At 73.8% G+C, this 6,386-nt stretch carries 5 protein-coding genes; 4 read left to right on the top strand and 1 reads right to left on the bottom strand.

All coding sequences use genetic code 11. The features are described from left to right. Positions 1-217: 217 nt before the first annotated feature. The 3 genes from ABZ570_RS11010 to ABZ570_RS11000 all read left to right on the top strand — a co-directional run bounded on the left by ABZ570_RS11010 (position 218) and on the right by ABZ570_RS11000 (position 2,996). Positions 218-1,570, top strand: coding sequence for a pitrilysin family protein (locus tag ABZ570_RS11010; RefSeq protein ID WP_358060330.1), 1,353 nt, complete (start codon positions 218-220; stop codon positions 1,568-1,570). Positions 1,571-1,678: 108 nt separating this feature from the next. Beyond that, positions 1,679-2,452 (top strand): 4-hydroxy-tetrahydrodipicolinate reductase, encoded by a 774-nt coding sequence (dapB, locus tag ABZ570_RS11005; protein WP_358060327.1) that lies wholly within the window; start codon positions 1,679-1,681, stop codon positions 2,450-2,452. Between the two features lie 76 nt (positions 2,453-2,528). Beyond that, a complete protein-coding gene (locus ABZ570_RS11000; protein ID WP_358060324.1) occupies positions 2,529-2,996 on the top strand; it encodes a GNAT family N-acetyltransferase in 468 nt (155 codons plus the stop codon). 132 nt (positions 2,997-3,128) lie between these two features. On the opposite strand, the gene ABZ570_RS10995 is transcribed toward ABZ570_RS11000, so the two are convergent. Beyond that, positions 3,129-5,252 carry a glycogen debranching N-terminal domain-containing protein gene (locus ABZ570_RS10995; protein ID WP_358060321.1) on the bottom strand — a complete coding sequence of 708 codons (2,124 nt, stop codon included), beginning with the start codon at positions 5,250-5,252 and terminating at the stop codon, positions 3,129-3,131. Positions 5,253-5,395: 143 nt separating this feature from the next. Here ABZ570_RS10995 and ABZ570_RS10990 point away from each other — a divergent pair, with 143 nt between their 5' ends. Next, a complete protein-coding gene (locus ABZ570_RS10990) occupies positions 5,396-6,385 on the top strand; it encodes a LacI family DNA-binding transcriptional regulator (RefSeq protein WP_358060318.1) in 990 nt (329 codons plus the stop codon). Position 6,386 lies beyond the last annotated feature (1 nt).

The following is a 6,386-nucleotide window of genomic DNA, read 5'->3' as shown; positions in this document are numbered from 1 at the left end:
CACCAGCCGGCCCGAGCAGGAGTACCTGCTGATGCGGGCGGCGCGGCTGGCCAGCAGGTCCGGTGCGGTGGCGAAGCCGCCGTCGCGGCGCGCCGTCTGACGCGTCGCGGCGGAGCCGTCGGTCGCGCACCTCCGCACCACCCACCCCTCGTCGTACTGGAAGCAGGTTTTCGTGAGCCGGACCCGGCGTTCGTCTTTCCCTGCGGATCGACGGGGGGTGGCGCCGTCCGGGGCCGCCCGGTCCGGCGGCGGATCGACCCGGGCCGTCACCCGTACGCTCAGCGACGACCCGCTGGGCGGGACAGTCCGCCGTACCGTTCTGCCCAGCGGGTTGCGCGTGCTCACCGAGGCGATCCCGGCGATGCGCAGCGTCTCGTTCGGCATCTGGGTGGCCGTCGGCTCCCGGGACGAGACGGGGCCGCAGGCCGGTGCCGCGCACTTCCTGGAGCACCTGCTCTTCAAGGGCACCCGCAAGCGCGGCGCGCTGGAGATCTCCGCGGCGATCGAGGCGGTGGGCGGCGAGACCAACGCCTTCACCACCAAGGAATACACCTGCTACTACGCCCGCGTGCTGGACGAGGACCTGCCGCTGGCCATCGACGTCATGTGTGACCTGGTGGCCGACTCGGTGCTCGAGGACGCCGACGTGGAGACCGAGCGCGGCGTGATCCTCGAAGAGATCGCCATGCACGACGACGAGCCCGGCGACGAGGTGCACGACCTGTTCGCCCGCGCCGTCTACGGCGACCACCCCCTCGGCCGGCTGATCTCCGGCACCGAGGAGACGGTCACCCCGATGACCCGCCGGCAGATCCAGCACTTCTACCGCCGCCGGTACACCCCGCCGCAGATCGTCATCGCCGCCGCCGGCAACCTCGACCACGCCGCCGTGGTGAAGCTGGTCCGCCAGGCGCTGCGCGGCACCCCGCTGGACACCGACCCGGCGGTGCCGGCCCCGCGCCGCCCGGCCACCCCGGCGGTACGCACGAAGCCGGCCACCACCATGGTCGAGCCGAAGGAGACCGAGCAGGCGCACGTGATCCTCGGCTCCCCGGGCATCGACCGCACCGACGACCGCCGTTTCGCCCTCGGCGTGCTCAACAACGTCCTCGGCGGCGGCATGTCGAGCCGGCTGTTCCAGGAGATCCGCGAGCGGCGCGGCCTGGCGTACTCGGTCTACTCGTACGCCAGCCAGTACGCCGACAGCGGACTGTTCGCCGTCTACGCCGGCTGCGCCCCCGGCAAGGTGGACGAGGTGCTGGAGCTGACCAGCGCCGAGCTGGCCCGGGTGGCCGCCGAGGGGATCACCGAGACCGAGCTGGCCCGGGGCAAGGGGATGAGCAAGGGCTCGTTCGTCCTCGGCCTGGAGGACACCGGCTCCCGGATGAGCCGGCTGGCCAAGGGTGAGCTGCTCTACGGCAACCTGATGCCGGTGGACGAGCTGCTCGCCCGGGTCGACGCGGTGACCCTGGACGACGTGAACGGCCTCGCCGCCGAGCTGCTCGGTCGGCCGATGTCCCTCGCGGTGGTCGGCCCCTTCGACGAGTCCGCCTTCGTGGCGTTCCGTTGAGCGGTCCGGCCGGGTGACCGCCTCCCGCTGAGCGGTCCGCCGGGCTGACCGCGTCCGCTGAGCGGTCCGCCGGGCTGACCGCGTCCCGATTGGGATAGGTTGTGCCCCGTGACTGACGAGCAGGAGAAGAACCTGGCCGAGCCGATCCGGGTCGGCGTGCTGGGTGCCCGCGGCCGGATGGGCATGGAGGTCTGCAAGGCGGTCGACGCGGCCGCCGACATGGACCTGGTGGCGATGATCGACCAGGGCGACGGGCTGTTCGCCGCCTCCGACGCCAGCGCCGAGGTGGTCGTCGACTTCACCACCCCCGACGTCGTCATGGACAACCTGCACTGGTGCATCGACCAGGGCATCAGCGCGGTGGTGGGCACCACCGGCTTCACCGAGCAGCGCCTCGACCGGGTGCGCGGCTGGCTGGCGCGCAAGCCCGGGGTGGGCGTGGTGGTCGCCCCCAACTTCGGCATCGGCGCGGTGCTGATGATCCAGTTCGCCGCCCGCGCCGCCCGGCACTTCGAGTCGGTCGAGATCATCGAGCAGCACCACCCGCGCAAGCTGGACGCCCCCAGCGGCACCGCCACGCACACCGCGCGGCTGATCGCCCAGGCCCGCGCCGAGGCCGGTCTCGGTCCCGCGCCGGACGCCACCAGGGACGAGGTGCCGGGCGCCCGCGGCGCCGACGTCGACGGGGTACGTGTGCACGCGGTCCGCGCCACCGGTCTGGTCGCCCATCAGGAGGTGCTGTTCGGCACCACCGGCGAGACGCTGACCATCCGGCACGACTCGTACGACCGGGCCTCGTTCATGCCCGGCGTGCTGCTCGCCGTGCGGGAGGTACGCCACCGGCCGGGCCTCACGGTCGGCCTGGACGCCCTGCTCGACTGAGCCGGGCGGGCTCCCGGCGACGTCCTGCCGCCGAAACCGGTCGTGGCCGGACCCGGCCCCGCCTACGCTCACCCTCATGATCAATTCTGAGCTGCGCGATCGCGCCGGCCGGCACGTGACCCTACGTCCGGTGGACGACGACAACTGGCGGGCCGTGGCCGACGTCGCGCCCCGCGACGACCAGCGGGCCTGGGTGCCCGCCCTGGCCGCCCGCTACCTGGTGCTCACCATGCGCTCGGACGTCTGGACCTCGCTGGCCGTGTACGCGGACGAGACGGTGGTCGGGCATGTCATGTGGGGCGTGGACGATGACGGCTCCCGCTGGATCGGCGGCATGGTGATCGACGCCGCCGAGCAGGACCGGGGTGTGGGCCGGGCCGCCGTACGTACCCTCGCCGACTGGCTCGCCACCGCAGGCCACCCGATCCGTCTCAGCTACCACCCCGACAACGCTCCCGCCGCCGCCCTCTACACCTCCCTGGGCTTCCACCCCACCGGCGCATTCGAGGACGACGAACTCATCGCCGAACTCACCACTGGCTGACCCCCTCTGGGTGCGTTTGTTGCCGCTCCAGCGACAACAAACGCACCCAGATCTCGTCGCTCTCCTGCACCTGGTCCGTCGATCATGGAGTGTGCGCCGCGGCGCAGCCGGTTTCCGACGCCAGCTCCTCGGTCAACTCGCCGCTGGGGAGGGGCTGCCCGCCGGGGTGCGCGGGGCGGGGACGGACGGTGGGGTGGTCAGGGTCAGGTTGGCGGGCAGGGCGGTGACGGTGGGGTGGCCGGAGCGGTCGACGTCCACGGTGACCGGGGTGCCGGCGATCCGCAGGCCGCTGGCGGCCAGCGCGCCCAGCTCGGGGCCGGCGAGCGGGCGTACGTCCACCCGGGCGCCCGGCACGTCGGGGTAGAGGCCGACACCGACCTGGAGCAGGGTCACCGCTGCCGCCGCCGACCACGCCTGCGGGCGGCACGCCGCCGGGTACTCCACCGGGCGGCCGAGCGCCGTCCGGTCGTCGCCGCCGTACAGCTCGGGGAGGCGGTAGTCGAACGCCTCGGCGGCGCCGAGCAGGCCGTCGGCGAGGCCCAGCGCGGCCTCGGCGAAGCCGGCCCGGGCCAGCCCGCCGAGCACGATCGCGGTGTCGTGCGCCCAGATCGACCCGCAGTGGTACGACAGCGGGCTGAACCCGGCGTCGTCGGTGGACATGGTGCGCAGCCCGAAGCCGCCCGCGAGGGCCTCGGTGGACAGCAGCGCCGCCACCTGTGCCGACTCGTCGGCCGACAGCAGCCCGGTGCCGAGCAGGTGACCGATGTTGCTGGTCAGCGAGTCGACCGGCCGCTTGTCCCGGTCCAGCGCGAGGGCGGGCTGCGGCCCGTACCGGCCGTCGACCCAGAAGGCGGCGCGGAACCGTCGGGCGAGTTGGTCGGCGTGGTCGCGCCAGCGGTCGGCGTCGGGGCGGCCGAAGGCGTCGAGCAGGTCGGCCCCGTTCACCGCCGCCTGGTACGCGTACCCCTGCACCTCGGTCAGCACGATGGGCGCCTGGGCCAGCCGGCCGTCCCGGAAGCGGATCGAGTCACCGGAGTCCTTCCAGCCCTGGTTGGCCAGGCCGTGGCCGGTGGTGTCGACGTACTCGACGAAGCCGTCGCCGTCGGCGTCGGCGTGCTCGCCGAGCCAGCCCAGCGCCGCCTCCAGGTGCGGCAGCAGCGGCTCGATCTGGTCGGCGGGCAGGCCCCAGCGCCAGGCGTCGTGCAGCAGATTGACCCAGAGCAGGGTGGCGTCGACCGTGCCGTAGTACGCGGGCGGCAGCCGGAGCTCGTTGGCGGGCAGGCTGAACTCGTGCCGGCGCAGCTCGTGCAGGATCTTGCCGGGCGCCTCGCCGGTGGCCGGGTCGACCCGGGTGCCCTGCCGGCGGGCGAGGACGCGCAGCGTCCCGGCGGCCAGTTCGGTGCCGAGCGGCAGCATCATCCGGGCGGCCCAGAGACTGTCCCGGCCGAACAGGGTGAGGAACCAGGGCACCCCGGCGCCGAGGAAGACGTCCCCGGGGTGGGCGGGGTCGGTCAGCCGCAGCCCGCGCAGGTCGGCCAGGGAGCGGTCGAGCAGCCGGACCAGGCGGCGGTCGTCGGCGCGTACCTCCGGGACGGACCAGTCCGGGGCGGCCGGCGGGGCGGCCACGACCGCCTTCGGGTCGGTGACGGCGAGCCGCCAGCGCAGCGTGACGGACCCGTGCGGGGCCAGCTCGACCGGCCAGCTGAGCCGGGGCGCGACGGCCCGGTCGCCCGCGGCGTCCACGGTGGCCGCCTCACCGGTCACCGTCACGACCAGACCCTCGGCGGCCCACTGGACCTGGCCGGGCTCGCCGGCCTTCGCCTCCAGCGGTGACCCGCTGCCGCCGGACTTGACCAGCTCGATCGGGGCGAGGTCGCAGCCGAGGTCGACGCTGACCGTGGCCTGGACCGGGACGGCGGCGGTGGAGCGGACGCGCAGTTCCTCGGTGACGCCGTGCGGACCGGCCTGCCGAATCCGGTCGATCCGGACCGTCGGGTCGGCTCCGGGGTCGCCGAGCCAGCGGACCAGGGTGACGAACCGCATCCCGTGCGGACCGGCGGACCCGTGGGTCACCGCCTCCGGCTCCCGGTCGTCGACGCGCAGCTCGGCGCGGGACAGCACCCGGGCGTCGGCGTGGAAGACGCCCTGGACGCCGCTCGAGCGGATCTGGCCCGACGTGTCGCCCAGCGCGCTGGTGGGGGCATGGACCACGCCGACCAGGTCGTGCAGCAGGGGTTGCAGGTGGCGTTCGGACACGGGGAACTCCTGGGGTGCTGATTGATGGCCGGCGTCTTGACAGACGCCGCCGGCCGGTGCAAAGTGCGAAACATTCCAGAGACTTGAACGATCCAATCCTGCCCCATCCGAGTTGGATCGTTCAAGGTGGCGAGAGGGATTTCGTGGCTGAAAAGGTGACCATCGCGACGGTGGCTCGGCACGCCCGGGTGAGCCGGCAGACGGTCTCCAACGTGCTCAACGCCCCGCACATCGTCCGCGAGGAGACCCGCCGGCGCGTGCAGGAGGCGATCAGCGCGCTCGGCTACCGGGCCAACCAGGCCGCCCGGCAGATGCGGACCGGGCGCTCCCGGCTCTTCGCGGTCCGCATCGAGCCCACCCGGGACGGCATCAACGGCTCCGTGCTCGACCGGTTCCTGCACGGGCTCACCGAGACCGCCGACGCCGCCGGCTACCGGGTCATGCTCTACACCGCCACCGGCGACGACGACGAGATAGCCACCTTCGACGACCTGCTCGGCGCGTACGACCTGGACGGGTTCGTGCTCACCGGCACCGACCACGGCGACCCGCGTACCGTCTGGCTGGCCCAACGGGGGGTGCCGTTCGTGACCTTCGGCCGCCCCTGGGACGACCCGGAGTCACACCCCTGGGTCGACGTCGACGGCGCCGCCGGCACCGCGCAGGCCACCCAGCGGCTCCTCGACACCGGCCACCGCCGGATCGCCTTCATCGGCTGGCCGGAGGGCTCCGGCGTGGGCGACGACCGGCGCGCCGGCTGGCGTACCACCATGGCGGCGGCTGGCCTCGACGGCGCCGCACCGTACCGCGGGACCCAGGACGGCATCGAGCACGGCGAGCGGGAGATGCGCGAGCTGCTCGCCACCGACGACCCACCGACGGCCGTGGTCTGCGTCAGCGACTCCCTCGCCCTCGGCGCGCTCCGGGCCGTCCGCGACACGGCGGTCCCGGTCGCGGTCACCGGTTTCGACGACACCCCGGTGGCCGCCGCGATCGGGCTGACCAGCGTCAGCCAGCCGCTCGCGGCCGCCGCCGGACGCTGCGTCGAGCTGCTCACCGGCCTGCTCGACGGCCAGCCCACCGACCCTCATGTGCTGCTCAGTCCCACGCTCGTGCTCCGGCACACCGCGTGAC

It is taken from the genome of Micromonospora sp. NPDC007271, from assembly GCF_040634005.1.
Taxonomy (GTDB): Bacteria; Actinomycetota; Actinomycetes; order Mycobacteriales; family Micromonosporaceae; genus Micromonospora.
The sequence above is the reverse complement of the archived record's forward strand: the minus strand, read 5'-3'. Positions and strand labels throughout refer to the sequence as shown.

Excerpts from the sequence above, each read along its gene's own strand:
- ABZ570_RS11000 (WP_358060324.1), top strand. The coding sequence starts at position 2,529 with ATGATCAATTCTGAGCTGCGCGATCGCGCCGGCCGGCACGTGACCCTA.